This is a genomic window from Protaetiibacter larvae, from assembly GCF_008365275.1.
Taxonomy (GTDB): Bacteria; Actinomycetota; Actinomycetes; order Actinomycetales; family Microbacteriaceae; genus Homoserinibacter; species Homoserinibacter larvae.
Genome location: NZ_CP043504.1, coordinates 718,965 through 744,074 on the forward strand (window position 1 = coordinate 718,965; position 25,110 = coordinate 744,074).

The window sequence follows — 25,110 nt, forward strand, 5'->3', positions numbered from 1 at the left end:
TCCCGCCGCCAGGTCACGGCTCCAGCCGCGCCACGGAACCAGTCACGCGAAGTGGGTGCGGAGGGGGGTGCGGAAGGTGGTGGCGAGGTCGGCGACGGATGCGGTGAAGAGTCCCTGAACCTCGAGCGCGGGCTCCGAGTCGGTGACGCCGACGCGCAGCACGGGGTAGCCGCGGCCCTCGCAGAGGCGCGTGAACTTGACGTCCTCCTCACGCGGCACGGCGACGAGCACGCGGCCGGTCGACTCCGAGAAGAGCGCCGTGGCGGCGTCCACACCGTCGCGCTCGAGCAGATCGTCGAGGAACACCCGCGCGCCGACGCCGAAGCGCAGCACGCCCTCGGCGAGCGCGATCGCGAGACCGCCGTCGGCGAGGTCGTGGGCCGCGTTGAGCAGCCCCTCGTGGGCCGCCGCCGAGAGCAGCGAGGCGAGATCCTTCTCCCGGTCGAGGTCGACAGCCGGCGGGCGTCCGCCCAGGTGACCGTGCACGATGCCCGCCCAGGCGGATCCGTCGAGCTCGAGCGCGGTGGTGCCGAGCAGGTAGAGGTTGTCGCCGGCATCCTGCCAGCCGGAGGGCACGCGGCGGCCGACGTCGTCGATGGTGCCCATGACGGCGACCACGGGGGTCGGATGGATGGGCACGTCGCCGGTCTGGTTGTAGAACGACACGTTGCCGCCGGTCACCGGGATGCCGAGCTGCAGGCAGCCGTCGGCGAGTCCTTCGACCGCCTTCGAGAACTGCCACATGACCTCGGGGTTCTCGGGGCTGCCGAAGTTGAGGCAGTCGGAGACCGCCACCGGGGTGGCGCCCGTGACGGCGACGTTGCGGTACGCCTCGGCGAGCGCCAGCTGCGCGCCCTGGTACGGGTCGAGGTAGCAGTACCGGCCGTTGGCGTCGGTCGCGAGGGCGAAGCCGAGGCCCGAGTTCTCGTCGACGCGCACCATTCCGCCGTCATCCGGATACGACAGCGCCGTGTTGCCGAGCACGTACTTGTCGTACTGCGAGGTGATCCAGCTCTTGTCGGCGAGGTTCGCCGAACCGAGCAGCTGTAGCAGCTGCGCCTGGAGCGCGGGGCCATCGGTGGGCCGGGCGAGCACGGATGCCGTGTCGGCGTTCACATGGTCGATCCACGTCGGGTAGGCCACGGGCCGCTCGTACACGGGCCCGTCGACCGCGACCGTGCGCGGGTCGACGTCGACGATCGTCTCGCCCTTCCAGTCGATGACGAGCCGCCCCGAGTCGGTGACCTCGCCGAGCACGCTCGCCTCGACATCCCACTTGGCCGTCACCGCGAGGAAGCCCTCGAGCTTGTCGGGGTGCACGACGGCCATCATGCGCTCCTGGCTCTCCGACATGAGGATCTCCTCGGCGGTGAGCGACGGGTCGCGCAGCAGCACCTCGTCGAGCACGATGTGCATGCCGCCGTCGCCGTTGCTCGCCAGCTCGGAGGTGGCGCAGGAGATGCCGGCGGCGCCGAGATCCTGGATGCCCTCGACGAGTCCGCCGCGGTACAGCTCGAGGCAGCACTCGATGAGCACCTTCTCCATGAAGGGGTCGCCCACCTGCACGGCGGGGCGCTTGCGTCCGGAGCCCTCGTCGAACGACTCGGAGGCGAGGATCGATGCCCCGCCGATGCCGTCGCCGCCCGTCCGCGCGCCGAACAGCACGACCTTGTTGCCGACGCCGCGCGCGTTGGCGAGGTGCAGGTCCTCGTGGCGCAGCACGCCCACCGCGAGCGCGTTGACGAGCGGGTTGGCCTGGTAGATGGGGTCGAACCAGGTCTCGCCGCCGATGTTCGGCAGGCCCAGGCAGTTGCCGTAGAACGAGATGCCGGAGACGACGCCTGGCACGACGCGCGCGGTGTCGGGGTGGTCGATGGCGCCGAAGCGGAGGGCGTCCATGACGGCGACCGGGCGGGCGCCCATCGAGATGATGTCGCGCACGATGCCGCCGACGCCCGTCGCGGCGCCCTGGAAGGGCTCGACGTAGCTCGGGTGGTTGTGGCTCTCGATCTTGAAGGTGACCGCCCAGCCCTCGCCGATGTCGACGACGCCCGCGTTCTCGCCCATGCCGACCATGAGGTTCTTGGTCATCTCGGGGCTGACCTTCTGCCCGAACTGCCGCAGCCACACCTTGCTCGACTTGTAGGAGCAGTGCTCGCTCCACATGACCGAGTACATGGCGAGCTCGCCGCTCGTGGGGCGGCGACCCAGGATGTCGCGGATGCGCAGGTACTCGTCGGTCTTGAGGCCGAGGGCGGCGTAGGGCTGCTCGCGTTCGGGGGTGGCGGCGGCGTTCTCGACGGTGTCGACGACGTGCGTCGAGGGGGTGCTCACGGGGGAGTGCTCCTTGAAGACGGGGCGGATGCGGCAGCCCTCCGAGTCTACCGGGGCCCGTGAACGGGGTGGCGCCCAGGACCGACGTTCGTGGCTAGGGTGAGGGCAGCTTGCTTCCCAACCCTGGAGTCATTGTGTCGCGTGCCGCCTACCCCGCCCGTCCTCTGCGCACGGCGGGTGCCGCTGCCCTCGCGGCGGGAGTGCTGCTCGCGGCGGCCCCCGTGCCGGCATTCGCGGCATCGAGTGAGAGCTGCGCGGCGGGGGTGTGCACGGTGACCTTCACGACCCCCTCGGCCGCGACGCTCGATCGCTGGACGGTGCCGGCGGGCGTCGCCTCGGTGACGGTCGAGCTGTACGGCGCGAACTCGTCGGCGAGCACCGGCGCCGCATTCAGCGCTGTGCTCGCGGTGAGCCCCGGCGATGACCTCGCGGTGTTCGTCGGCACGCCCGGCCTGCCCGGGAGCTCCAGCAACTTGGGCGCGCCCGGGATCGCCGGCACCTTCGTGGCGGGTGGCGCGGGCGGCGCTGGCGGCGCGTCTTCCGCGGGTGGCGCCGGAGGTGCACCGGGAGCCTCCGCGGGCGGCAGTGGCGGCGCGGGCGGCGGGGGAGGCAACGGTGGCGCGCCCATCGTCTTGGGTATTCCCGGCACCACGGGGGGCGTCGGCGGTGCCTCGGGGCCCGGCGGTGAGGGCGGTTCGGGAGGGACGTTCGTGTTCCTCGGCGATGGGGCCGCCTGGCTGCCGGTGCTCGTGGCGGGCGGGGCGGGAGGCGGCGCCGCGGCGGACGCGGCGGCACCGGGCGACGCCTTCACGCCCGCGCCGGTCTCGCCCGCACCGGTCTTCGACGGCACGATCTTGACGGTGGCGACCGCGGCGTCGGCAAACGGCTCGAATGCCGCCACCGGTTCGGTGGGTACCTTCTCCGATCCCGGAGGTCCGGGCGGGGCGGGCGCGCCCGGAGAGAACGGACGCGGCAGCGGCTACCTCGTGGCAGCGGCCGCGGGTGGCGGCGGCGCGAGCTTCGCGGATGCGACGGTCGCCTCCGCGGTGGCGCCGCTCGCCCGGGTGGCGACACCCTCCACGGCGGGTTCGGTCACGCTCCGCTACACGCAACCCGTTGCGGCCGCCCCGGCGCCGCGTCCGGCCCTCGCCGACACGGGTGCCGAACTCGGCTCGCTCGCCGTCGCCATCCCGCTGCTCGCGCTCGGCGGGCTGCTGTTGGCGGGATCTCGTCGGCGCCTGACGCACTGACGGCGGCGGGGTCGAGCGGCAGGAGGCAGCATGGAGCCATGCCCCTGCGCCGCGTCGTGATCCTGCACGGCTACACCGCCCATCCCGGCAAGCACTGGTTCGGCTGGCTGCGGGAGCAGCTCGCCCCGCTCGGCGTCGTCACCGAGGTTCCCGCTCTGCCCGATACCGAGCATCCGGATGCCGCCGCCTGGACGGATGCCGCGGTCGCGGCGATCGGCCGCATCGATGCGCACACCGCGGTGGTCGGCCACAGCCTCGGCACGATCACCGCCATCCGAGCTCTCGGCCGCGTGGTCGCCGAGCAGCCGGATGCGCGCCTCGGCGCCCTCGCCCTCGTCGCGTCCTTCGTCGATCCGGTGCCGATCTACCCCGAGCTCGACCCGTTCACCCGAGGCCTGCCGAGCCTGCCGGGCCTCGCGGCACGCATCGACCGGCGCCTCGTGCTGCGTTCCGACGACGACCCCGAGGTGCCGATCGCGCTGACCCCGCCGGTCGCCGCGGGGCTCGACGCCGAGCTCGTGGTGGTGCCCGGTGCGGCCCATTTCTGCGAGTCGCAGGGCGTCACGACCCTCCCCCCGCTCGCCGCCTGGCTGCGCCAGACGGCTCCGTGAGAGTACGCACTTCGGGGCCTCGCGACGGCGTGTCGCGCCCCGAAGTGCGTACTCTCACGGAGCCGTGAGCGCGGTGAGGGCCGCGAGGGTCTCGTCGGCCCAGGCGATCGAGGCGCGAGCGGTGTGCTCGCCCGCCGAGATCGTCATGAGCCAGTAGGCGCGCTGGGGGAGCTCGGCCGGCTCCGCCTCGGTCTCGCGTCGGGCCGCCGCGAGCGCCGCGAGCTGGGCGACCGCCTGCTCCCGCGCCTCCCCCACGAGCGCCCGGCACGCCTCCGCCCCGATCACGTCGCCGAAGAACAGCCGCAGCAGCATCCCGTTGCGCGGCGGTGTCATGACGGCGGGTTCGCGCATGAGTTCGACGAGCCGCGCCCGCCCGGCCGCGGTGAGCCGATGCACGCTCGACCCGGTGCGCTCGCCCGCATCCACCTCGACGAGTCCCTCCGTGCGCAGGCGCGCGAGCGCGGGGTAGATCTGCCCGAAGCTCTCGTTCCAGAAGGAGCCGAGGTGCGTGCGGATGGCGTCGCGCACGGCGTAGCCGGTCATCGGCGCGACGCTCAGTGCGGCGAGCACCGCGAGGTCGGTCTGGGTGGCGCGTGGCATGGAGCGAGTATATCTGCTAGACATATTGATATATCTCTCAGAGAGGAATCGGATGTCGATCGACCCCGCCCTGATCGCACGCATCGCCGCGATCGCCGCCGCCGTGCTGTTCGCGGGGCTCGTGCTGTTCCAGCTCGCCCTCGCGCTCGGGGCGCCGTGGGGGCGCGCCGCATACGGCGGCCAGACCGCCGAGCTCTCCGTGCCGTTGCGCGTCACGAGCGCCGTCGCCGCGGTGATCTGGACGGGTGTCACGCTCGCGGTGCTTCGCCGCGCCGGATTCGAGGTGTGGGCGCCGGTGCCGAGCTCCTGGCTCCCGGTCGTGATCTGGGTCGTCGTGGGGCTCGCGGCGATCGCGGTCGTCATGAACGCCATCACCCCCTCGGCCCTCGAGCGGGCGATCTGGCTGCCGGTCGCGATCGTGCTGCTCGCGTCCACGACGACCGTCGCCCTCGCGGCGTCGCACCGATGAGTTGGCGGTAATCTTGCGATGGATGGCGTTCGCGCCACTGTCGGCCGCCATCCGCATCCGGGAATCTGGGCGGGGTCGCGCGCGCGACCGGAACGGAGGGGACATGCGGCGGCATCGGGTCGTCGTGCTCGTGCTCGACGGGGCGCAACCGCTCGACGTCGGGATCCCCGCGCAGACCTTCCAGTCGCGAGACGAGCTGCCCTACGACGTGCTCATGTGCGGCGTCGAGCCCGGCATCGTGCGCTCCGGCGAGGGCCTCTCCTACGCCGTCGAGCACGGGGTGGAGGCGCTCGCGACCGCCGACACCGTGATCGTGCCCGGCTACCGCGACCCGGTGCGCCCCGTCGACCCGCGAGCACTCGAGGCCCTGCGCGCCGCCGCGGCCCGCGGTGCCCGCATCGCCGCCATCTGCACGGGCGTGTTCGCGGTCGCCGCCGCGGGACTCCTCGACGGACGCCGCGCGACCACCCACTGGCGCCACGCACCCGACCTCGCGCGACTGCATCCCGAGGTCGAGGTGGACGGCAGCGTGCTCTTCATCGACGAGGGTCAGCTGCTCACCTCGGCAGGGGTCGCCTCCGGCATCGACCTCTGCCTGCATCTCATCCGCCGCGACCACGGCGTGCGGATGTCGAATGTCGCCGCGCGTCGGCTCGTCGCCGCGCCCTACCGCAGCGGCGGCCAATCGCAGTACGTGCCGCGCTCGGTGCCGCAGGAGCTCGGCGACCGTTTCGCCGCGACGCGGGCCTGGGCGATCGAGCACCTCGCCGAGCCGCTCACGGTCAGCGAGCTGGCTCGCCACGCGAACGTCTCCGCCCGCACCTTCTCGCGCCGTTTCGTCGAGGACACCGGATACACGCCGCTGCAGTGGATGCTGCGCGCCCGGGTGGATCTGGCGCGGGAGCTGCTGGAGCGCACCGAGCTCGGCGTGGAGCAGATCGCCGCCGAGGTGGGGCTCGGCACGGGGGCCAATCTGCGACTGCACTTCCACCGCATCCTCGGCACGAGCCCGAGCGAGTACCGGCACATCTTCGCCCGCGTCCCCGCGTAGCCGGCGGTCGCGACCGCCGGACACCGCCGTGCGGATGTCTGCGACGGCCGAGACATGTCGATGCGAGGTGGCGGGATGCTCGCGGAAGCTGGCCGCGAGAGGCCTGTCGCGGGCGGGGGTCGGCGGGCGAGCCTGGAGGTGCATCATCCGCACCACGAAAGGGACCCCCATGACCACCCGCGTCGCGATCAACGGCTTCGGACGGATCGGCCGCAACGTGCTCCGCGCGCTCCTCGAGCGCGACACCGACCTCGAGGTCGTCGCGATCAACGACCTCACCTCGCCCGCCGCGCTCGCACAGCTGTTGCGCTACGACTCGACGCTCGGTCGTCTGGGCCGGCCGGTCGCCGCAGCCGTCGATCACCTCGTCGTCGACGGACGGCGGATCGCGGTGCTCGCCGAGCGCGAGCCCGCGCAGCTGCCCTGGGCCGAGCTCGGGGTCGACCTGGTCCTCGAGTCGACCGGCCGTTTCACGGCCGCGACCGCGGCGGCCGCCCACCTCGAGGCGGGCGCCGGGCGCGTGCTCGTGAGCGCCCCCTCCGACGGCGCCGACGTGACGATCGCCTACGGCGTCAATCACGACGTCTACGATCCGGCTGCCCACCGGATCGTGTCGAACGCGTCCTGCACGACGAACGCGCTCGCCCCCTTGGCCGCCGTCCTGGATGACACGGCCGGGATCGAGGGCGGTTTCATGACCACGGTGCACGCGTACACGCAGGAGCAGAACCTGCAGGACGGCCCGCACCGCGATCCGCGCCGCGCTCGTGCGGCCGCCCTCAACATCGCCCCGACCACGACGGGCGCCGCGAAGGCGATCGGTCTCGTGCTGCCGCGCCTGGATGGGCGGCTCTCGGGGTACTCGGTGCGGGTGCCGGTGCCGGTCGGCTCGCTCGTCGAGCTCAACGTCACGGTCGAGCGCGACACGAGCGTCGACGAACTGCGCAGCGCCTACCGGGAGGCGTCCGAGGGGCGCCTCGCCGGCGTGCTCGCCTACTCGGAGGATCCGCTCGTCTCGACCGACATCGTGGGCGACCCGGCGTCCTCGATCTTCGATGCCGAGCTCACCCGCGTGCACGGCCGCCACGTGAAGGTGGTCGCCTGGTACGACAACGAGTGGGGCTTCTCGAACCGCGTCGTCGACACTCTCTCGCTGCTCGCGGGCTCCTGACCCGCGCACCCGGGGGCAGGCGTACCCTGCCCCCATGGCGACGATCAAGACGCGGCCGACGGATGCGGACGTCACCGCGTTCCTCGACGCGGTGCCGAACGCGCGGCGTCGGGCGGAGGGGCACGCGATCCGGGCGCTCATGGAGCGCGTGACGGGTGCACCCGCGGTGATGTGGGGTCCCTCGATGGTCGGGTTCGGCTCGACCCCGTACACGAACACGCTCGGCACGAACGACTGGCCGGTCGTCGCCTTCTCGCCCCGGCGCGACGCCCTCACCCTCTACGGGGTGCACGACGGCTACGGGCCGCCCGAACCGCTGTTCGACGCCCTCGGACCGCACTCCCTCAGCAGGGGATGCCTCTACATCACGCGACTCGACGCGGTCGACCCGGCCGTGCTCGAGCAGCTCGTGCGGCAGGCCTGGGAGCGCGGAAGCTAGACCCGGGCGAGCGTGTGCCCGATGACCGACTGGAAGAACTTCAGCCCGTCGACGCCCGAGCGCATGGCCGCCGCCGTGTCGGGGCCGAATCCCGGCTCCGTCGCGTGCTCCGGGTGCGGCATGAGTCCGACGACGTTGCCGCGCTCGTTGCTGAGCCCCGCGATGTCGCGCAGCGAGCCGTTCGGGTTGACGTCGAGGTAGCGGAACGCCACGAGGCCTTCGCCTTCGAGCCGGTCGAGCGTCTCCTCGGTGGCGATGTAGCCGCCCTCGCCGTTCTTGAGGGGGACGACGATCTCGTCTCCCGCGCTGAAGGCGGAGGTCCACGCGGTCGAGGCGTTCTCGACCCGCAGTCGCTGGTCGCGGCAGACGAAGTCGCCGTGGTCGTTGCGGATGAGGCCGCCGGGCAGCAGCTGCGCCTCGACGAGGATCTGGAAGCCGTTGCAGATGCCGAGCACCGGGAGACCGGCGTTCGCGGCCGCGATCACCTCGGACATGATCGGCGAGTGCGCCGCGATCGCACCGCAGCGCAGGTAGTCGCCGTAGCTGAAGCCGCCGGGCAGCACGATCGCGTCGACGCCCTGGAGGTCGTGGTCGCCGTGCCACAGCGCGACGGGCTCGGCACCCGCCAGGCGCACGGCGCGCTGCGCGTCGCGGTCGTCGAGGGAGCCCGGGAAGGTGACGACGCCGATGCGGGTCGCCATCAGGCGACCTTCACGGCCACGACGTCTTCGATGACCTGGTTGGAGAGGAACTCCTCGGCGAGCCGCTGAGCCTCGGCGAGCACGGCATCCGTGACCTCGCCGTCGACCGTGAGCTCGAAGCGCTTGCCGATGCGGACGGCGCTGAACGCGGTGGACCCCTGCTTGGTCAGGGCGCCCGCGGTCGCCTTGCCCGCGGGGTCCAGCAGTTCGGGCTTGGGCATGACTTCGACGACGATCGTGGGCACGGCTTCAGTCTACGCGGAGCACCCGATCGGCACGCCCGCGCCCGCGGGCGACGAGCAGGGCGTTCGGCTCGTCGACGGAGCGCACCCAGGCGGCGGCGGCCGCCGGATCCTTGCCGAACGCCAGGTGCCGTTCGACGAGTCGGCGTCGCCGGAGCGCGTCGTCGATCTCGAGCAGCACGGTGAGCTCGAGCAGCGGGCGGACGCGCTCCCAGCCGCCCGCGTCGTGCAGCAGGTAGTTGCCCTCGACCACCACGATCCGGATCTCGGGGCCGATGCGGATGGCGCCGGGGATCGGCTCCTCGACCCCGCGGTCGAATCCGGGCGCCTCGACCGTCCCCGCGGAGTCCCGCAGCGCGCCGAGCGTCGCGATGAAGCCGTCGACGTCGAAGGTGTCCGGCGCCCCCATCCGCTCGCGACGCCCCAGCGCCACGAGGCGCGCCTGCGGCAGATGGAAGCCGTCCATGGGGAGCACGGATGCCGAGGGACCGAGCGCGGCGACGAGCTGCGCCGCGGCGGTCGACTTGCCCGAGCCGGGCGCCCCCGCGATCCCCACGAGCAGCCGTCGACCGGCGTCCGCTGCCGCGTGCGAGGTCACGTACTGGACAAGTGGGGAGATGCCGTTGTTGGTCGACACGTCGCCGGGCGTTGGCAGGGCGTTCACCGAACCTCCTTAGCGTCCGAGAGTCACATTCCGTCGACTTCGGTCGAACGACCAGACCTGAGAAAGGTAACAACCCATGCGCATCCGTTCCCGCTTGCTGGGTGTCGGCGCGGGCGTCGCCCTCGCCGCCCTCGCCCTCACCGGCTGTTCCACCGACCCCGCGCCCGCCGATGGCGGCAAGGCGGCCCCCGCGGCCGACGAGGGCACCTTCGCCAAGGACGCCGACACCCTGGTGTTCGTGGTCCTCCCCGACCACGAGGGCTCCGACCAGGACGCCGAGCCGATCGCCGACTACATCGCCGAGATCACCGGCAAGAAGGTCGAGTTCTTCGAGGCCACCGACTACACCGCCGCCATCCAGGCGCTCGCCTCGGGTCAGGCCGACATCGGCCAGATCTCGGCCTTCACCTACTACCAGTCGAAGAACGCCGGCGCGGACATCTCGCCGATCGGTGCGCAGATCACCAAGGAGGGCGCCGAGCCCGGCTACTACTCGGTGGCCATCAAGAACCCGGCCTCCTCGGCCTCCTCGCTCGCGGACTTCGCCGACCAGCCGGTCTGCTTCGTGAACCCGGAGTCCACCTCGGGCTTCCTGATCCCGAACAGCCAGCTCCTCAAGGCCGGCGTGACGGTCCCCGAGGACAAGCAGGTCTTCGGTGAGAAGCACCCGGCCACCGCGGCGCTCGTCGCCGAGGGCGCCCAGTGCCAGGTGGGCTTCGCCCAGGACATCGACGCCGACCCGCTCATCGCGTCCGGCCAGCTCGAGGAGGTCGACCGCTACCTGGTTCCGGCCGCCCCGATCGTGCTGCAGAACGCGCTCCCGCAGGACGTCAAGGACGCGCTCTTCGCCGGCCTCCAGGGTTCGACCCAGAAGTCGCTGACCGACAAGGGCATCGAGCTGAACGACTTCCTGCTCAACGGCTGGTTCGGCTTCGGCGCGGTGGATGACGCGTACTACGACACCATCACCGCGGTGTGCGAGCAGCTGCCCGACGTCGAGGCCTGCAAGGCCTAACGGGACGCACGCGACATGACGAACAGCGGCACCTCAGCGGTCCAGATCACGGACCTCGGAAAAACCTATCCGGGGGCCACGGATCCGGCACTCACTGGGGTGTCGCTGTCCGTCGCCCGCGGCGAGATCGTCGTCCTGCTCGGGCTCTCCGGCTCGGGCAAGTCGACCCTCCTGCGGCACATCAACGGGCTCGAGCACCCCAGCACGGGGAGCGTCGTCTCCCTCGGCGAGGACGTGCCGACCCTCACCGGCCGAGCCCTGCGCGAACTGCGCGGGCGCATCGGCTTCATCTTCCAGCAGTTCGAGATCGTCGGCCCGCTGACCGTGCTCGAGAACGTGCTGACCGGCTCGCTCGCGACCCTCCGGGGTCCGCGGGTGGGCATCTGGAGCTACCCGAAGCAGCTGCGGCTCAAGGCCCTCGGCCACCTCGACCGGGTGGGCCTCCTCGAGCGGGCCTATCAGCGCGCCGACACCCTCTCGGGCGGTCAGCAGCAGCGCGTCGCGATCGCGCGCGCGCTCATGCAGGATCCCGAGATCCTGCTCGCCGACGAGCCGGTCGCCTCGCTCGACCCGGAGTCGAGCGGGCAGGTGATGGGCCTCATCCGGGAGATCGCCGCCGAGCGCGGCCTCACGGTCGTGTGCTCGCTGCACCAGGTGGAGCTCGCGCTCGGCTGGGGCGATCGGATCGTGGGCCTGCGCGCGGGCCAGGTGGTGCTCGACACGACCACCGACGGCCTCTCGAAGGACCAGGTCATGGAGATCTACGGCCGCGTCGCGACGACCACGGGCGAGATCGCGGCCCTCGAGCAGGAGCTCGCGGATGTGCGCGAGCAGCTGCTCACCGAGGAGCTCGGCCGGGCGGCGAAGGACCCCGACGTCGTCGACGGGGACCTCACGTGACCTCCCTCGCGGAGCGCGTCGCCGCGGTGCCGCGGCCGCGGCCGCGCAGCTCCACGATCACCGCCTACGCGGTCGTGATCGGCATCGGCGTGCTCGGCGTCTGGTCGCTCGTCGCCCTCGACTACAACCTGCAGAACTGGGATCGCACCGTCGCCAACCTGCAGCGCTTCATCAGCTCCGCGACGCCGCTCGTGTGGCCCGGCTTCACCTCCGAGAAGCTCGCCGACGGCACCGTCGAGATCACCTTCGAGGGCTGGGGCGAGGTGGGCGTGTTCGTCAGCCACGTCTTCATCACGCTCGCCATCACGATCGCCGCGACGGCGCTCGCGGCCCTGCTGTCGATCCCGGTCGCCTACGGTGCGGCGCGCAACACCTCGCCGCATCCGACCGTCATGGCGTTCTGCCGCGGCATCGGCGTGGTCGCCCGCGCGATCCCGGATGTCGCCCTGATCAGCTTCCTCGCCTACCTCTGGTTCGGGGCGGGCACGCTCGTCGCGATCATCGCCGTCGCCCTGCACTCGGTCGGCATGATCTCGAAGATGATGGCCGACGCGATCGAGCAGACGGATGCCGGACCGCGCACCGCGATCACCTCGGTGGGGGCCACCAAGGCCCAGCAGTTCTGGACCGGCATCGTGCCGCAGGCGCTCCCCGCCTGGATCGCCGTCGCGCTGCACCGGGCCGACATCAACCTGCGGGCGAGCGTCATCCTCGGTGTCGTGGGCGTCGTCGGCCTCGGCTACGACCTCTGGCAGGCGCTGCACACGGCGGCCGGGATGCGTCGCTCGATCCCGCTCGTCATCGTGATCGTGGCGCTCTGCATCCTGTTCGAGATCATCTCCTCGAGCCTGCGCGCCCGGCTGCTCGGCGTGCGGCCGACGGGGAAGGGCATCGGCGACACCGTCGTGCGGAACGTCGCGAAGGCGTCCGATCGGGTGGCCGCCGCGCTCGTGCGCAGCGACGCCGCGACCGAGCGCAACGCCCGCATCGAGGCGGCGCTGCATCGACCGTGGACGCGCGAGCGCCGCCAGACGAGCTTCTGGATCTGGCTCGCCGCCGCGATCGTGGTCGGCTCGTTCGTGTTCGCGGCGATGGACGACCGCAGCGAGTGGGCGAAGATCTTCGTCTGGCGGTGGGATCTCGTGCACAACCCCGACCTCAACATCTCGGTCTGGCCCCCGAACTTCGGCAGCCGCGACTGGGGTGACGTGCTCGGCGCGGTGCTCGTGACGATCCAGGTGGCCTTCGCGGCCACGCTGCTGAGCGCGATCGTCTCGGCGGTGGTCGGCCCGCTGTCGGCCCGCAACGTGGCGCCGAACGGGTTCGTGCGCAACTTCTTCCGCGTCTTCGCGCTCATCCTGCGGGCGATCCCGGATCTCGTCATCGCGATCATCTTCATCATCGCGACGGGCCTCGGCCCGCAGGCGGGTACGCTCGCGCTCGCCTTCGGCGGCATCGGCCTCCTCGCGAAGCTCATCGGCGACTCCATGGAGGAGGTGCCGAACGGGCCCGAGAAGGCGATCCAGACGGTCGGCGGCACCCGCCCGCAGGTCTTCTTCTCCTCGACGGTGGCGCTGTCGGTGCCCGCGCTCGTGAGCCATCTGCTCTACATGCTCGAGCAGAACATCCGCTCGGCGACCCTGCTCGGCATCGTCGGCGGTGGCGGCATCGGCTTCCTGCTCATCAACCAGATCGACGCGCGCCACTTCGATCAGGTGATGGCGTTCCTGCTCGTGATCATCGCCCTCGTGGTGGTCGTGGAGGGCGTCTCGATCCTGCTGCGGCACGCCCTGCGATAGTGGCGGGCATGGATCGCTTCGACCTCGCCGTCGTCGGTGCGGGCATCGTGGGGCTGGGGCACGCGGCGGCCGCGGTCGAGCGCGGGCTGAGCGTCGTGGTGGTCGATCGGGCGACCGCGATCACGGGCTCGACGGTGCGCAACTTCGGGCACATCGGCACCGGGGTGCAGGCGGGTCGCGCGCTCGAGTACGCGGAGCGCGCCCGCGAGGTGTGGCTGCGGCTCGCGGAGCGCGCCGGGTTCTGGGTGCGCGAGGCGGGCACCCTGGTGGTGGCTCGGCACGAGGACGAGCTCGCGCTGCTGGAGGAGTCCGGGATCGGCGAACTGCTGACCGCGTCCCAGGTCGCCGAGCGGGCGCCCGTGGTCGGGGCGCTCGGCGGGATGCTGCGTCCACGCGACCTGCAGGTCGACCCGCGCGAGGCCGGCCCGGCGATCGCCCGCCACCTCGCCGAACGGGGCGTCGAGTTCCGCTGGCGCACGACCGCGTTCGGCGCCGAGACGGGGGTGCTGCACACGAGCCGGGGCGACATCCGGGCCGAGGCGATCGTGGTGGCCGTCAACGTCGACGTGGATCAGCTCTACCCCGAGATCGCCGAGGAGCACGCCGTCGTCCGCTGCGGGCTCGACATGCTGCTCACGGACGGCGTGGGGCTCGGTCTGCCGCTGCTGACGGGTTCATCGCTGCTGCGCTATTCGGCGTTCGCCGGCACGCCGAGCGCCGCCGCCGTGCGCGCCCGCTTCGCCGCCGAGGAGCCGGAACTGCTCGAGCGCGACGTCAACCAGATGTACACCGAGCGACCCGACGGCACGCTCGTGGTGGGCGACACCCACTACCGCGGCACCGCGGTGCCGCCGTTCCAGGATGAGCGCGCCTTCGCGCTCCTGGAACGTCTCGGCGCCGAGATCTTCGGCCGCGAGCTCCGCGTGCGGGAGCGTTGGCAGGGCGTCTACGCCTCGGCGCCCGAGGACTTCCTCCGCGTCGCCCCGGCCGATGGCGTGCGTGTCGTCGCCGTCACCACCGGCATCGGCATGACGACCGGGCTCGGGCTCGGCGACTCCGTGATCACCGAACTCTGGGGAGCATCCTGATGGGCACCGCATCTCGCATCGAACTCGTCGTCCTCGACCTGGCCGGCACGACCGTCGTCGATGACGGTCTCGTGGAGGAGGCTTTCGTGCGCGCCTGGGACCGCGTGCGCGCCACCGAGGAGGGCAAGGACGCCGCGATCGACTGGGTGCGGCAGACGATGGGCCAGTCGAAGATCGAGGTGTTCCGGCACCTCGTCGACGAGGAGACCGCGCAGGCATTGCGCGCCGCCTTCGAGGAGGCACTCGACGAACTCGTCGCCGAGGGGCGGGTGACCGCCATCCCCGGGGCGGAGGAGACCGTGCGCCGGCTGCGCGCGGCGGGCCGCTCCGTGGTGTTCACGACCGGCTTCTCGCGGGCGACCGCGGACGCCGTGCTCGCGTCCCTCGGCTGGCAGGAGCTCGCCGAGCTGTCGCTCACGCCCGCCGACGCGGGCCGTGGTCGCCCCGCACCGGACCTCAACCTGACCGCGCTCCTGCGCGCGGGGGCGTCCTCGGTGTCGGCGATCGCCGTCGTGGGCGACACCGAGTCGGATGCCGAGAGCGGCGTGCGCGCCGGTGCGGGCTATGTCGCGGGCGTGCTCACCGGCGGGCGGGAGGCCGAACGGCTGCTCGCCGCCGGAGCCCACGAGGTGCTCGCCGACGTCACCGCGCTCCCTGCGGCCCTGGAACGGCACGAGCGATGAGGTCCCGCACGGCGACGCCGCATCACGCCCCGCCGCCGGGCACCATCCTGCAGCGGATCGAACCGCCCGCCGAGGCGCTCGTGTTCCGCGGACTCAGCCATCCCTTCGAGCGCATCGCGGTCCCCGAGCTCGTGCTGCATCCCGGCGAGGCCCTCGTGCAGGTCGAGCTCGCGACGGTCTGCGGTTCCGACCTGCACACGGTCTCCGGCGCGCGCAGCGCCCCGGCGCCTCTCGTGCTCGGGCACGAGCAGGTGGGGCGCATCGTCGCCCTCGGGCCGGGCCGCGCCGCGCGCACGATCGACGGCGAGCGGCTCGCCGTCGGCGATCGCGTCGTCTGGGGCGTCGCGGTCGACTGCGGCGCGTGCCGGATGTGCCGCCGCGGCATGCCCCACAAGTGCGAGTCGCTGCAGAAGTACGGGCACCAGCGGATGCGCCGCGGCTGGGAGCTGAACGGCGGCATCGCCACTCATGTGCACCTCATCGCCCGCACCCCCGTCATGCGCGTCCCCGAGACGCTGCCCGCCGAGGTGCTCGCGCCCGCATCCTGTGCGACGGCGACCGTGATGGCGGCGCTCGCAGCGGCCGAGGAGCAGCGTCCGCTCGCCGGGGAGCTCGCGGTGGTGTCGGGGTGCGGGATGCTGGGGCTGACCGCCGTCGCCGCGGCCTCCGAGGCGGGCGCGACCGTCGTGGCGATCGATCCCGACCCGCAACGGCGTGCGCTGGCGCAGGAGTTCGGGGCGGCCGTCGTGGCCGAACCCGGGGTGGGGGCCTTGCGGGCGGCGCTCCTGGCGGCGAGCCGCCGCGGCCGCAGCCGCGGGGAGGCGTCGGCGCCCGGCTTCGGGGTGGCGTGGGAGCTCTCGGGCGCGAACCGGGCGATCGAGACGCTCTTCGACTGCGCCGACATCGGGGCGAGCATCGTGCTGGTCGGCAGCGTCTTCCCCGCCCCGCCCGTGTCGTTCTCGGCGGAGGGGGTGGTGCGCCGGCTGCTGACCGTGCGCGGGGTGCACAACTACCGTCCCGAGCATCTCGAACGCGCGGTGCGGTTCCTGGAGCGGGTCGACGCGTCCGCATTCGCGGCGCTCGTCGGCCAGGTCGTGCCGCTGGATCGGGCCGAGGAGGCGCTCTCCGCGCCGGCCGCCGTCGGCACGCGCATCGGCGTGCGCCCCTAGCCGCCGCTCCCGCCGCGTTCCGAACTCCGACCCGGGCGGGGCGTCGCCTGCACGCTGCAGGCAAGGCTCCTGCTGCGTCGGATCTTGCCCCAGCTCGCTACTCGGCCCCGGTGGTCTCGGCCCCCGTGGTCGCGATCTCGGAGAGCCCCCGCGACCACGCCTCATCGACCGCCCACACCGCCCAGTCGGTGTAGCCCGACGCCGAGGGGTGGAAGAGGTCGCTCGCGAAGAAGTCCGGACCGTAGGGCGGTGGTGTCTGCTCGGTGCGCATCCACCGCGGATCCCGCGCGATGACGCGCGCGGCGGCCCGCTCGAGGTTGCGCGCGTGCCGGTAGAGGGTGGTGCGCGTGGGCTCGGGCAGCAACGCGAATCGCGCGAAGACGGGCAGGTTGGCCATCAGGATGCGGGCCTGCGGCAGCCGGTCGCTGAGGGTTTCGAGCAGCACGCGCAGGTCGCGGGCGAAGGCGCGGGCGCTGCGGGCGTGGAGGGCGTCGTTCGCGCCGAGCGAGACGAACACCAGGTCGGCCGGTCGGGCGAGCGCGTCGGTGAGGTGCCGCTCGAGGAACTGCCGGGTGTCGGCCCCGTTCTCGGCCACCGAGCGCCAGATGACCCCGCGTCCGGTGCGCGCCTGCAGGGCTCGGGCGAGCGCCCCCGGCAGCGCCTCGTTCTGGGTCGGGGCGCCCGTTCCGGCCGCCGTCGAGTCGCCCACCACGAGCAGGCGCAGCGGCGCGGGACCGTCGAGCTTGCCCTCCCAGGGTAGCGCCGCATCCGGCAGGCGCGGGGTGTCGCGCTCGAGTCGGCGCTTCTGCGCGAGGATGCGCGGACCGTGCAGCACGAGGAACGCGCGGCTGGCGCGCAGCAGCCGAGGCTGGGCGGGGTCGGTCACGGCCGGGAGTCTACGGGAGCAGATCCTGCGGGATGCTGCGAGCGGCTCAGCCGCGGCCCTCGGCGGTGACCAGGATGCGGTTGCCCCACGGATCGTCGAGCTCGACCGTGCGCCCGTCGTCGCGGCTGTCGATGCCGAAGTGGGCGAGGCGCTCGCCGAGTTCGCCCAGCGCATCGCCGTCCGGCACCTCGATGTCGACCCGGCCGAGCCCGAGGGTCTGCTGGCGTCGGCCCGCGCCGCGGCTGTTCCACACGTTCATCGCCATGTGGTGGTGGTATCCGCCCGCGCTCACGAAGACCGCCTGACCGGGGATGCTGATGGTCTCGTCGAAGCCCAGCCGGTCGACGTAGAAGGCGCGGGCGGTGTCGACGTCGCCCACCGAGAGGTGCACGTGGCCGACGCGGGCGTCCCCGGGGAGGGCGTGCTCCATCCCCTCCTCGGTGAGGTTCTCGGCGAGGAAGCGGTTGGGGTCGAGGTAGACGGTGCCCATCTCGATCGTGCCGTGCACCCAGCTCCACTGGCTGCGGTCGCGATCCCAGTAGAGCTCGACGCCGTTGCCTTCGGGGTCGTCGAAGTAGAAGGCGTTCGAGACGAAGTGGTCGCTGGATCCGGTGAAGGTGCCGGGATGCTTCTGGGCGACCGAGTAGACGGCGGAGGCGAGTGCGGCTTTGCTGTCGAAGAGGATCGCGGTGTGGAACAGTCCCGCCTCGCGCGGCCCGGCGTGGCGCAGTTCGGGCGAGTGCACGAGCACGATCACCGGCCGCGTGCCGCGACCGAGCACGACGCGGGGGTCGGCTTCGTCGATCACCTCGAGGCCGACGGCGTCGCGGTAGTAGCGGGTCATGGCGTCGAGGTCGGCGACGTTGAGGGTCACCGCGCCCATGGCGGTGTCGGCGGCGAAGCGGCTGGTCTCGGTCATGTCGACTCCAACTTACTTGACGCAACAACTATTCCGCAATGGTGCGGTTTCGGCTGGATGGCGCGCATTCGCGCGTGCCATCCAGCCGAAACCGCACCATCAGCGGGGGAGAGTCAGCCGCTCGATGAGCTCGCGGTACCGCGCCGCCGTGCGCTCGACGATCTCGGCCGGCAGCTCGGGCGGGGTGCCCTGCTTGTCCCAGTGGGCGGCGAGCCAGTCCCGCACGATCTGCTTGTCGAAGCTGTCGAGCCGGTTCGCCCCGCCCGCCGCGTAGGCCTCGGCATCCCAGTAGCGGCTCGAGTCGGAGGTGAGCACCTCGTCGGCGAGCGTGATCTCGCCGCTCGCCGCATCCCGCCCGAACTCGAACTTGGTGTCGGCGAGGATCACCCCGCGCTCCTCCGCGATCGCGGACGCGGTCGAGAACACGTGCAGGCTGAGGTCGCGGATGGCCGCCGCATCCGTGGCGCCCACGAGCTCGACGGTCTGCGCGAAGGTGATGTTCTCGTCGTGCTCGCCGAGCGGCGCCTTGTACGCGGGGGTGTAGATGGGCTCCGGCAGGCGGTCGCCGTTCGAGAGGCCGGCCGGCAGCGGGATGCCGCACACCGATCGGCTCGCCTGGTACTCGACCCAGCCCGAGCCCACGAGGTAGCCGCGCACGACCGCCTCGATGGGGAACATGTCGAGCCGCTTGACGAGCATCGCGCGCGCCGCCACATCCGGCGGCAGCGGCGACTCGAGCGCGGCGAGCCCACCCGCGGTCGGCTCGACCAGATGGTTGGGCACCTCGAGCCGCGAGAACCACCACAGGCTCAACTGCGTCAGCAGTGCTCCCTTGCCGGGAATCCCGGGGCTCAGCACGTGGTCGAAGGCGCTCACCCGGTCGGATGCGACGACGAGCGCGCGGCCCGGCTCCGCATCCGAGAGGTAGAGGTCGCGCACCTTGCCGGCGTACTCGTGGCGCCAGCGCAGCGCCTCGAGGCGGGGGTCGCCGATGCCGCTCATCGGGCCACCCGCTCCGCGATGTCGGTGCGGTGCTGCCCGCCCTCGAGCCGGATGAGGCCGATCGCCTGGTAGGCCGCCGCGCGCGCCGCGCGGAAGTCGTCGCCGCGCGCGACGACCCCGAGCACGCGCCCGCCGGTCGCCACATAGCCGCCGTCGACGAGTGCGGTCGAGGCGTGCGCGATCGTCACACCCGGGACCGCGGCGGCATCCTCGAGCCCCGCGAGCGCCCGCCCGGTCACCGGATCCTCCGGGTAGCCTTCGCTCGCGAGCACGACCACCACGGCCACCTCGTCGGAGAACGCGGGATACGGCAGCCGGCCGAGCGAGCCGGTCGCGGCCGCGAGCAGCAGCTCGGAGAGCGGGGTGCGCAGGCGCGGCAGCACCACCTGGGTCTCGGGGTCGCCGAAGCGCGCATTGAACTCGATGACCCGCACAGCGCCACCGCCGGGCCCGCCCTCGTCGCTCACGATGAGTCCGCAGTACAGCAGCCCGATGAAGGGGGTGCCCTCCGCCTCGAGCGCGCGGACCGTCGGCAGGGCGATCGTGTCGAGCACCTCGTCCACGAACGCCGCCTCGGAGCCCCAGCGCGCCGAAAGCCACGGCAGCGGCGAGTAGGCGCCCATGCCGCCCGTGTTGGGGCCTTCGTCGCCGTCGTAGGCGCGCTTGTAGTCCTGGGCGGGGCTCAGCGGCACCACGTCGTGGCCGTCCGCGAGGAAGAACAGCGACACCTCCTGGCCCGAGAGGAACTCCTCGACGAGCACCGGGCCGTACTGCAGGTAGTGGTCGGCGTGGGCGATCGCCGCATCCCGGTCCTCCGTGACGAGCACGCCCTTGCCGGCCGCGAGGCCGTCGGCCTTCACGACGTGCGGGGCGCCCAGTGCGTCGAGCGCGGCCACCAGTTCGTCGTGGCTGGTGGCGCGGACCGCGCGGCCGGTGGGCACCTGCGCCGCCTCCATGATCCGTTTCGCGAACGCCTTCGAGCCCTCGAGCGCCGCGGCCGCCTTGCCGGGGCCGAAGACGGGCACCCCGCTCGCACGCAGCACATCCGCCACGCCCGCCACGAGCGGTGCCTCCGGGCCGACCACGACGAGCTCGACGTCGTTGTCGAGGGCGTATTGCGCGACGATCCGACCGTTGCTCGGGTCGAGGGCCACCGTCTCCACCTGGGCGGCGATGCCGGCGTTGCCGGGCGCGACGGTGATCTGGTGGTCGGCGCCCTCGGCGAGGAGGGCTTCGACGATGGCGTGCTCACGGGCACCGGATCCGAGGACGAGGATCTTCACTCGGACAGGCTACCGGCCCGTCGTGGCGCGGCTGGAGCCGCGCCACGACGGCGGGGGGCGTGCCTCCCGCCGTGCGGGTGCTTCTCCCGCCGTCGCGCGCGGTAGCGTCGATCCGTGGCGGTGAGGCGGCGGATCGATCCGGATGCGGGGCGCGCGGCTGTGCGCGCCTGGCAGCAGGGCGCGGGCGATCGACCCACGGTGGCCACCGCCGTGCGCTTCCTGCTCGAGCAACTGGCGACCGATCACGAGGGGAACTCCGTCGAGGTGCGGGTGCCGCCGTTCGGGGCGACTCAGGCGATCGAGGGCCCGCGGCACACCCGCGGCACCCCGCCCAACGTGGTCGAGATGGATGCCGCCACCTGGCTCGCGCTCGCGACCGGCGCGCTCGGCTGGGCCGAGGCGGTGTCGGATGCCCAGGTGGCGGCATCCGGGACCCGCGCCGACCTCTCCGGGGTGCTGCCGATCCGGTGGGTCGCCTAGTTCGTGGCGCGGCGCAGGCGCCACGGAGGCGTCGCGCGACCACGTAGCGTTGCCGCATGACCGACACCGAGCTCTGGCACCTGCTCATCCACACCCCCGGCCCGCTCGCCGATCCCGCGGTGCCGTTCGAGCAGGCCTCGTGGTACCCGCTGCACCGCAAGCTGCACATCCGACTCGCCGAGGCCGGGTACCTCATCGCCTCGGGTCCGCTGCCCGGTCGCCCGGGCGCGGTGCAGACCCTCGTGCGCGGCGCCGACACCGAGGAGCTCAGCTGGGTGGCGACCGAACTGGATCGTGCGGTGGTCGACGGCTTCCTCGAGGTGGAGATCGTGCCGTGGGCGATCGCCGATTCCATGTTCGACTTCGACGACGAGGACGACGACGAGGACGTTCAGCCGGGTGGAGGACAATAGCCGGGTGAGCGAACCCGACGCGACCCCCCACGGCGATCCCGAGGTGCCCGAGGTGCCCGTGGACCCCGAGGTGCCCGAGAGCACGGGACCGAGCGAGGCCACCATCCGCCGCGCGCCGAAGCTCGGGGTGTTCCTCGTGGTCGGCGGGGTGCTCGGGGCGCTCGTGACGCTCATCCTCACGAGCCTCTTCCCGGTCGACGAGAACGTGGGCTTCGCGGCCCTCTACGGCTACTTCCTGGTCTACGGCATCCCCGCGGGGGTGCTCGTCGGCGCCCTCATCGGCCTCGCCTTCGACCGGCGCAGCAAGCGCCGGGCCCGCACCGTGACCGTCGAGCACGAACGCATCGACTGACGGCCCGCACCGGCCGCCGGCGTGACGCTCAGCTGAGCTGGTTCTTCTCCACCCACTCGAGGTACTCGGGGGTGACCGTGCCGGTCACGTACTCGCCGGTGAAGCAGCTCATCTCGAGCTCGGTGATCGGGGAGCCCTCGAGGATCGCCGACTTCATGTCCTCGACCTCCTGATAGATGAGGTAGTCGGCGCCGAGCGCCGTCGCGATCTCCGGGATCTTGCGGCCGGATGCGATGAGCTCGGCCCGCGTCGGCATGTTGATGCCGTACACGTGCGGGTAGCGCACGGGCGGGGCCGCCGAGGTGAAGGTGACCGAGTGGGCGCCGGCCTGGCGGGCCATGTCGACGATCTCCTTCGAGGTCGTGCCGCGCACGATCGAGTCGTCGACGATGAGCACGTTCTTGCCGGCGAACTCGCTCGACATGGCGTTGAGCTTCTGCTTGACGCTCTTCTTGCGCTGCTCCTGGCCCGGCATGATGAACGTCCGGCCCACGTAGCGGTTCTTGTAGAAGCCCTCGCGGTACTCGATGCCGAGCTTGCGGGCCACCTGCATGGCGGCCGGGCGGGAGGAGTCCGGGATCGGCATCACGACGTCGATCGCCCCGGATGGCGTGTACTTGGCGATGGTGTCGGCGAGCCGGTCGCCGAGGCGCAGGCGCGCGTCGTACACCGAGATGCCGTTCATGATCGAGTCGGGGCGCGCGAGGTACACGTACTCGAAGGAGCAGGGGATGAGGCGCGGGTTCTTGGCGCACTGGCGCGAGTACAGCTCGCCGCTGCGGGTGATGAAGACCGCCTCGCCGGGCGCCACATCCCGCACCACCTCGTAGCCGCCCGACTCGAGCACGAGCGACTCGCTCGCCACGACCCATTCGTCGCCGACGAGCCCCTCGGTGCGTCGACCCAGGATGAGCGGGCGGATGCCGAAGGGGTCGCGGAAGGCGAGCATCCCCTGCCCCGCGATGAGCGCGATGGCGGCGTAGGAGCCCTCGACGCGTTCGTGCAGGGTCTCGATGGCGTCGAACACCTGGTCGGGGTCGAGGTCGTCGCCCCGGATCTGCGCCTGCAGCTCGTTGGCGAGCACGTTGACGAGCAGCTCGGTGTCGGAGCTCGTGTTGAGGTGCCGGCGGTCGGTGTGGAACAGCTCCTGGGTGAGCTCGCGCGTGTTGGTGAGGTTGCCGTTGTGCACGAGGACGATGCCGTACGGCGCGTTCACGTAGAACGGCTGAGCCTCCTGCTCCTTGGAGGCGTCGCCGCGGGTCGCGTAGCGCACGTGGCCGAGGCCCATGGTGCCGAGCAGGGTGCGCATGTCGCGCGTGCGATACGCCTCGCGCACCTGGCCCTTGGCTTTGAACATGTGCACGATCGAGCCTTCGGCGGTCGCGATACCCGTGGAGTCCTGGCCGCGGTGCTGGAGGAGGGACAGGCTGTCGTACACCTGCTGGTTGACGGGGCTCGATGAGACGATGCCGACGATGCCGCACATGCTGCGGGCTGCTCCTGGGGTTCGAGAGGCGCGCACCGGAAGAGGTACGCCCCATCCTCCCACACGGAATCCGGATGCCGCCTGGGCGCCGGTACGCTGGGCGGGTGACGAGCACCCCCGCAGCCCACGGCGACTCCAGCTACGCCGCCGCCGGCGTCGACACCGCGGCGGGCGACCGCGCGGTCGAGCTCATGAAGGCGTCCGTGGCGCGCACCCACGGCCCCGAGGTGCTCGGCGGGGTGGGCGGATTCGCGGGACTCTTCGACGTCTCCGCGCTGCTCGGCTACCGCCGTCCGCTGCTCGCGACCAGCACGGATGGCGTGGGCACCAAGATCGCGCTCGCGCTCGCGGTCGACAAGCACGACACGATCGGCCAGGACCTCGTGGCGATGGTCGTCGACGACATCGTCGTGGTGGGCGCGAAACCGCTGTTCATGACCGACTACATCGCCACCGGCAAGGTGCACCCCGAGCGCATCGCGACGCTGGTCGCGGGCGTCGCCCGGGCGTGCGAGGCCACCGGCACGGCCCTCGTCGGCGGCGAGACGGCCGAGCATCCCGGCCTCATGGCACCCGACGACTACGACATCGCGGGCGCCGCGGTGGGCGTCGTCGAGGCGGATGCGGTGCTCGGCCCGGACCGCGTGCAGCATGGCGACGTCGTGGTGGCGATCGCTTCGAGCGGCCTGCACTCGAACGGCTTCTCGCTCGTGCGGCACATCCTCGACGGGCGCGGCCTCTCGTACACCGACCACGCCCAGGAGCTCGGCGGCATCGTGGGCGAGGTGCTGCTCGAGCCGACCCGGCTGTACACGGCACCTCTGCTGACGGTCATCGACGCGCTGCCGGGCGCCATCCACGCCCTCAGCCATGTGACGGGCGGCGGGATCGCGGCGAACCTCGCGCGCGTGCTGCCGAAGGGCGCGTGGGTCGAGCTCGACCGCTCCACCTGGAGCCCGCAGCCGGTGTTCCGCACACTCGCCGAGTGGGGTGGACTGAGCCTCGGTGACACCGAGGCGACGTGGAATCTCGGGGTCGGATTCTTCGCGGTGGTCGCACAGGACGCCGCGAGTTCGGTCACGCGCGCGCTCGAGGCGGCGGGTCTGCCCGCCTGGGTCGCCGGACGGGTCTCGACGGCGTCCCACGATCTCGCGGGCTTCGAGCAGGGGGCGAAGGGCGTCGACGGCGGCGCGGTGCGGCTCGTCGGTTCGTTCGCCGACTGAGGCGAAGCGATCGGCACTACGCCGACTGACCCTGCACGACGACCGCACCCCGACCTAGAGTCGACGGGTGCGCATCGAACTGAGCGGCCGGACCGCGCTCGTCACCGGATCCACCCAGGGCATCGGGCTCGCCATCGCGGCAGCGCTCGCGGACGCCGGGGCGGCGGTCGCGATCAACGGCCGCGGAGAGGCGTCGGTCGCGACGGCGATCGGGCAGCTCTCGGCGGACGGCCCGGAGCGGCGACTGCTCGCGGCGCCCGGCGACGTCACGACCGAGGAGGGCGCCGCGGCGGTGCTCGGCGCGCTGCCGGGCGGCGTCGACATCCTCGTCAACAACCTCGGCATCTTCGAGGCGCGCCCCGCGCTCGAGATCGACGACGCCGAGTGGCGGCGCTTCTTCGAGACGAACGTGTTCTCGGCGGTGCGCCTCATCCGGCAGACCCTCCCCGGCATGATCGCGCGCGGCTGGGGCCGCGTGATCGACATCACGAGCGACTCGGCCATCGTGATCCCCGCCGAGATGATCCACTACGGCGCCACCAAGACGGCACTGCTCGCCGTCACCCGCGGCTTCGCGAAAGAGGCGGCCGGATCCGGGGTCACCGTGAACTCGGTCATCGCGGGGCCGACGCACACGGGCGGAGTCGAGGACCTCGTCTACCAGCTCGTCGATCGGGCGCTCCCGTGGGACGAGGCGCAGCGCGAGTTCATGCGCCTGCACCGCCCTCAGTCGCTGCTCGGCAGGCTCATCGAGCCCGAGGAGATCGCGAACCTGGTCGCCTACCTCGCGTCACCGCTCGCCTCGGCGACCACCGGGGCCGCCGTGCGGGTCGACGGTGGCTACGTGGACTCGATCCTGCCGTAGCGGCGGGGGTACGGT

At 72.3% G+C, this 25,110-nt stretch carries 27 protein-coding genes; 17 read left to right on the top strand and 10 right to left on the bottom strand.

The window, feature by feature from the left end; translation table 11 throughout:
• Positions 1 to 42: 42 nt before the first annotated feature.
• A complete protein-coding gene (gene purL / locus FLP23_RS03305; protein WP_149324558.1) occupies positions 43 to 2,334 on the bottom strand; it encodes a phosphoribosylformylglycinamidine synthase subunit PurL in 2,292 nt (763 codons plus the stop codon).
• A 134-nt stretch (positions 2,335 to 2,468) separates the two neighbouring features.
• Here purL and FLP23_RS03310 point away from each other — a divergent pair, with 134 nt between their 5' ends.
• On the top strand, positions 2,469 to 3,584 hold the full coding sequence (locus FLP23_RS03310) for a hypothetical protein (protein ID WP_149324559.1): 1,116 nt from the start codon (positions 2,469 to 2,471) through the stop codon (positions 3,582 to 3,584).
• Between the two features lie 38 nt (positions 3,585 to 3,622).
• Entirely contained in the window at positions 3,623 to 4,195 is a 573-nt protein-coding gene (locus tag FLP23_RS03315; protein WP_149324560.1) for an RBBP9/YdeN family alpha/beta hydrolase, read from the top strand.
• Positions 4,196 to 4,249: 54 nt separating this feature from the next.
• Here FLP23_RS03315 and FLP23_RS03320 read toward each other — a convergent pair whose 3' ends face one another.
• Entirely contained in the window at positions 4,250 to 4,795 is a 546-nt protein-coding gene (locus FLP23_RS03320) for a PadR family transcriptional regulator (RefSeq protein WP_149324561.1), read from the bottom strand.
• A 52-nt stretch (positions 4,796 to 4,847) separates the two neighbouring features.
• Between FLP23_RS03320 and FLP23_RS03325 the strand changes: the two genes are divergently transcribed.
• The 4 genes from FLP23_RS03325 (at position 4,848) to FLP23_RS03340 (ending at position 7,925) form a co-directional block, all read left to right on the top strand.
• A complete protein-coding gene (locus FLP23_RS03325) occupies positions 4,848 to 5,264 on the top strand; it encodes a hypothetical protein (protein ID WP_149324562.1) in 417 nt (138 codons plus the stop codon).
• A 103-nt stretch (positions 5,265 to 5,367) separates the two neighbouring features.
• The gene (locus FLP23_RS03330) at positions 5,368 to 6,315 is read left to right on the top strand and encodes a GlxA family transcriptional regulator (protein ID WP_149324563.1); all 948 of its coding nucleotides are present in this window, start codon (positions 5,368 to 5,370) and stop codon (positions 6,313 to 6,315) included.
• Between the two features lie 169 nt (positions 6,316 to 6,484).
• A complete protein-coding gene (gap, locus tag FLP23_RS03335; RefSeq protein WP_149324564.1) occupies positions 6,485 to 7,486 on the top strand; it encodes a type I glyceraldehyde-3-phosphate dehydrogenase in 1,002 nt (333 codons plus the stop codon).
• Positions 7,487 to 7,520: 34 nt separating this feature from the next.
• Positions 7,521 to 7,925, top strand: a complete 405-nt coding sequence (locus tag FLP23_RS03340) for a DUF1801 domain-containing protein (RefSeq protein WP_149324565.1) — start codon at positions 7,521 to 7,523, stop codon at positions 7,923 to 7,925.
• Here FLP23_RS03340 and purQ read toward each other — a convergent pair.
• Genes purQ through FLP23_RS03355 form a run of 3 tightly spaced genes read right to left on the bottom strand, consistent with a single transcriptional unit; the run spans position 7,922 to position 9,532 of the window.
• Positions 7,922 to 8,626 carry a phosphoribosylformylglycinamidine synthase subunit PurQ gene (gene purQ / locus FLP23_RS03345; protein WP_149324566.1) on the bottom strand — a complete coding sequence of 235 codons (705 nt, stop codon included), beginning with the start codon at positions 8,624 to 8,626 and terminating at the stop codon, positions 7,922 to 7,924. The genes FLP23_RS03340 and purQ overlap by 4 nt on opposite strands.
• Positions 8,626 to 8,871, bottom strand: a complete 246-nt coding sequence (locus tag FLP23_RS03350; protein ID WP_149324567.1) for a phosphoribosylformylglycinamidine synthase subunit PurS — start codon at positions 8,869 to 8,871, stop codon at positions 8,626 to 8,628. Before FLP23_RS03350 ends, purQ begins: the two co-directional genes overlap by 1 nt.
• 4 nt (positions 8,872 to 8,875) lie before the next feature.
• Positions 8,876 to 9,532 carry a nucleoside/nucleotide kinase family protein gene (locus FLP23_RS03355; RefSeq protein ID WP_246140042.1) on the bottom strand — a complete coding sequence of 219 codons (657 nt, stop codon included), beginning with the start codon at positions 9,530 to 9,532 and terminating at the stop codon, positions 8,876 to 8,878.
• Between the two features lie 76 nt (positions 9,533 to 9,608).
• Here FLP23_RS03355 and phnD point away from each other — a divergent pair, with 76 nt between their 5' ends.
• The 6 genes from phnD to FLP23_RS03385 are packed head-to-tail and all read left to right on the top strand — an operon-like array spanning position 9,609 to position 16,186.
• Positions 9,609 to 10,547 carry a phosphate/phosphite/phosphonate ABC transporter substrate-binding protein gene (gene phnD, locus FLP23_RS03360; protein WP_149324568.1) on the top strand — a complete coding sequence of 313 codons (939 nt, stop codon included), beginning with the start codon at positions 9,609 to 9,611 and terminating at the stop codon, positions 10,545 to 10,547.
• Positions 10,548 to 10,562: 15 nt separating this feature from the next.
• Complete coding sequence (gene phnC / locus FLP23_RS03365) at positions 10,563 to 11,447, top strand: phosphonate ABC transporter ATP-binding protein (protein ID WP_149324569.1); 885 nt, start codon at positions 10,563 to 10,565, stop codon at positions 11,445 to 11,447.
• Positions 11,444 to 13,246: a PhnE/PtxC family ABC transporter permease gene (locus FLP23_RS03370; RefSeq protein ID WP_149324570.1), complete on the top strand. Its 1,803-nt coding sequence runs from the start codon at positions 11,444 to 11,446 to the stop codon at positions 13,244 to 13,246. The genes phnC and FLP23_RS03370 overlap by 4 nt, the downstream gene beginning before the upstream one ends.
• Positions 13,247 to 13,254: 8 nt before the next feature.
• Positions 13,255 to 14,334 (top strand): TIGR03364 family FAD-dependent oxidoreductase, encoded by a 1,080-nt coding sequence (locus tag FLP23_RS03375; RefSeq protein ID WP_149324571.1) that lies wholly within the window; start codon positions 13,255 to 13,257, stop codon positions 14,332 to 14,334.
• A complete protein-coding gene (locus FLP23_RS03380; RefSeq protein ID WP_149324572.1) occupies positions 14,334 to 15,017 on the top strand; it encodes an HAD family hydrolase in 684 nt (227 codons plus the stop codon). Before FLP23_RS03375 ends, FLP23_RS03380 begins: the two co-directional genes overlap by 1 nt.
• On the top strand, positions 15,014 to 16,186 hold the full coding sequence (locus tag FLP23_RS03385; RefSeq protein ID WP_149324573.1) for an alcohol dehydrogenase catalytic domain-containing protein: 1,173 nt from the start codon (positions 15,014 to 15,016) through the stop codon (positions 16,184 to 16,186). The genes FLP23_RS03380 and FLP23_RS03385 overlap by 4 nt, the downstream gene beginning before the upstream one ends.
• Before the next feature lie 97 nt (positions 16,187 to 16,283).
• On the opposite strand, the gene FLP23_RS03390 is transcribed toward FLP23_RS03385, so the two are convergent.
• From FLP23_RS03390 to purD, 4 genes are all read right to left on the bottom strand, one after another.
• Positions 16,284 to 17,072: an SGNH/GDSL hydrolase family protein gene (locus FLP23_RS03390; protein ID WP_168200363.1), complete on the bottom strand. Its 789-nt coding sequence runs from the start codon at positions 17,070 to 17,072 to the stop codon at positions 16,284 to 16,286.
• Positions 17,073 to 17,118: 46 nt separating this feature from the next.
• Positions 17,119 to 17,991 (bottom strand): VOC family protein, encoded by an 873-nt coding sequence (locus FLP23_RS03395; RefSeq protein WP_246140043.1) that lies wholly within the window; start codon positions 17,989 to 17,991, stop codon positions 17,119 to 17,121.
• Positions 17,992 to 18,090: 99 nt separating this feature from the next.
• Positions 18,091 to 18,993 carry a phosphoribosylaminoimidazolesuccinocarboxamide synthase gene (locus tag FLP23_RS03400; protein WP_149324575.1) on the bottom strand — a complete coding sequence of 301 codons (903 nt, stop codon included), beginning with the start codon at positions 18,991 to 18,993 and terminating at the stop codon, positions 18,091 to 18,093.
• Complete coding sequence (gene purD / locus FLP23_RS03405; RefSeq protein WP_149324576.1) at positions 18,990 to 20,276, bottom strand: phosphoribosylamine--glycine ligase; 1,287 nt, start codon at positions 20,274 to 20,276, stop codon at positions 18,990 to 18,992. Before purD ends, FLP23_RS03400 begins: the two co-directional genes overlap by 4 nt.
• A 114-nt stretch (positions 20,277 to 20,390) precedes the next feature.
• Between purD and FLP23_RS03410 the strand changes: the two genes are divergently transcribed.
• The 3 genes from FLP23_RS03410 to FLP23_RS03420 are packed head-to-tail and all read left to right on the top strand — an operon-like array spanning position 20,391 to position 21,521.
• Positions 20,391 to 20,756, top strand: a complete 366-nt coding sequence (locus FLP23_RS03410; protein ID WP_168200364.1) for a sterol carrier family protein — start codon at positions 20,391 to 20,393, stop codon at positions 20,754 to 20,756.
• Between the two features lie 56 nt (positions 20,757 to 20,812).
• Positions 20,813 to 21,169 (top strand): YciI family protein, encoded by a 357-nt coding sequence (locus FLP23_RS03415; RefSeq protein ID WP_149324577.1) that lies wholly within the window; start codon positions 20,813 to 20,815, stop codon positions 21,167 to 21,169.
• 4 nt (positions 21,170 to 21,173) lie between these two features.
• Positions 21,174 to 21,521, top strand: a complete 348-nt coding sequence (locus FLP23_RS03420) for a hypothetical protein (RefSeq protein ID WP_149324578.1) — start codon at positions 21,174 to 21,176, stop codon at positions 21,519 to 21,521.
• Between the two features lie 28 nt (positions 21,522 to 21,549).
• Here FLP23_RS03420 and purF read toward each other — a convergent pair whose 3' ends face one another.
• Positions 21,550 to 23,007 carry an amidophosphoribosyltransferase gene (gene purF, locus FLP23_RS03425; RefSeq protein WP_149324579.1) on the bottom strand — a complete coding sequence of 486 codons (1,458 nt, stop codon included), beginning with the start codon at positions 23,005 to 23,007 and terminating at the stop codon, positions 21,550 to 21,552.
• A gap of 74 nt (positions 23,008 to 23,081) precedes the next feature.
• On the opposite strand from purF, the gene purM reads away from it, so the two are divergent.
• Both purM and FLP23_RS03435 read left to right on the top strand, forming a co-directional pair.
• Positions 23,082 to 24,230: a phosphoribosylformylglycinamidine cyclo-ligase gene (gene purM, locus FLP23_RS03430; protein ID WP_149324580.1), complete on the top strand. Its 1,149-nt coding sequence runs from the start codon at positions 23,082 to 23,084 to the stop codon at positions 24,228 to 24,230.
• 67 nt (positions 24,231 to 24,297) lie between these two features.
• Positions 24,298 to 25,095, top strand: coding sequence for an SDR family NAD(P)-dependent oxidoreductase (locus tag FLP23_RS03435; protein ID WP_149324581.1), 798 nt, complete (start codon positions 24,298 to 24,300; stop codon positions 25,093 to 25,095).
• Positions 25,096 to 25,110 lie beyond the last annotated feature (15 nt).

Coding starts and splice junctions, on each gene's coding strand:
- FLP23_RS03315 (WP_149324560.1), top strand. CDS start 3,623: ATGCCCCTGCGCCGCGTCGTGATCCTGCACGGCTACACCGCCCATCCC.
- FLP23_RS03320 (WP_149324561.1), bottom strand. CDS start 4,795: ATGCCACGCGCCACCCAGACCGACCTCGCGGTGCTCGCCGCACTGAGC.
- FLP23_RS03325 (WP_149324562.1), top strand. CDS start 4,848: ATGTCGATCGACCCCGCCCTGATCGCACGCATCGCCGCGATCGCCGCC.
- FLP23_RS03330 (WP_149324563.1), top strand. CDS start 5,368: ATGCGGCGGCATCGGGTCGTCGTGCTCGTGCTCGACGGGGCGCAACCG.
- gap (WP_149324564.1), top strand. CDS start 6,485: ATGACCACCCGCGTCGCGATCAACGGCTTCGGACGGATCGGCCGCAAC.
- FLP23_RS03340 (WP_149324565.1), top strand. CDS start 7,521: ATGGCGACGATCAAGACGCGGCCGACGGATGCGGACGTCACCGCGTTC.
- purQ (WP_149324566.1), bottom strand. CDS start 8,626: ATGGCGACCCGCATCGGCGTCGTCACCTTCCCGGGCTCCCTCGACGAC.
- phnD (WP_149324568.1), top strand. CDS start 9,609: ATGCGCATCCGTTCCCGCTTGCTGGGTGTCGGCGCGGGCGTCGCCCTC.
- phnC (WP_149324569.1), top strand. CDS start 10,563: ATGACGAACAGCGGCACCTCAGCGGTCCAGATCACGGACCTCGGAAAA.
- FLP23_RS03375 (WP_149324571.1), top strand. CDS start 13,255: ATGGATCGCTTCGACCTCGCCGTCGTCGGTGCGGGCATCGTGGGGCTG.
- FLP23_RS03380 (WP_149324572.1), top strand. CDS start 14,334: ATGGGCACCGCATCTCGCATCGAACTCGTCGTCCTCGACCTGGCCGGC.
- FLP23_RS03385 (WP_149324573.1), top strand. CDS start 15,014: ATGAGGTCCCGCACGGCGACGCCGCATCACGCCCCGCCGCCGGGCACC.
- FLP23_RS03395 (WP_246140043.1), bottom strand. CDS start 17,991: ATGACCGAGACCAGCCGCTTCGCCGCCGACACCGCCATGGGCGCGGTG.
- FLP23_RS03400 (WP_149324575.1), bottom strand. CDS start 18,993: ATGAGCGGCATCGGCGACCCCCGCCTCGAGGCGCTGCGCTGGCGCCAC.
- FLP23_RS03415 (WP_149324577.1), top strand. CDS start 20,813: ATGACCGACACCGAGCTCTGGCACCTGCTCATCCACACCCCCGGCCCG.
- purF (WP_149324579.1), bottom strand. CDS start 23,007: ATGTGCGGCATCGTCGGCATCGTCTCATCGAGCCCCGTCAACCAGCAG.
- purM (WP_149324580.1), top strand. CDS start 23,082: ATGCCGCCTGGGCGCCGGTACGCTGGGCGGGTGACGAGCACCCCCGCA.